At 60.8% G+C, this 390-nt stretch carries 1 protein-coding gene; it reads left to right on the forward strand.

Translation table 11 applies throughout. From position 1 onward, the window contains the following. A partial coding sequence (locus tag PL640_RS25650) for a zinc-binding dehydrogenase (protein ID WP_271363887.1) occupies nucleotides 1-390 on the forward strand: 390 nt, incomplete at both ends.

The following is a 390-nucleotide window of genomic DNA, read 5'->3' on the forward strand; positions in this document are numbered from 1 at the left end:
AAGCGCGCGATCAATTACCGCGAGGAGGATTTCGCCGAGGTCGTGAAATCCGAAACCGGCGGCAAGGGCGTCGATGTCGTTCTCGACATGATCGGCGCGGCCTATTTCGAAAAGAACCTTTCCGCACTCGCTAAGGACGGTTGCCTCTCCATCATCGCCTTTCTGGGTGGTGCGACAGCCGAAAAAGTCGACCTGCGGCCGATCATGGTCAAACGCCTGACCGTCACCGGCTCGACCATGCGGCCCCGCACCGCCGACGAGAAGCGCGCCATCCGCGATGAGCTTGTCGAGCAGGTCTGGCCGCTCATCGAAAACGGAAAGGTTGCACCCGTGATCAACCGGGTGTTCACCTTGGACGAGGTCACGGAAGCGCACCGGCTGATGGAAAGC

It is taken from the genome of Agrobacterium sp. ST15.16.024, from assembly GCF_027956545.1.
Lineage (GTDB): Bacteria > Pseudomonadota > Alphaproteobacteria > Rhizobiales > Rhizobiaceae > Agrobacterium > Agrobacterium cucumeris.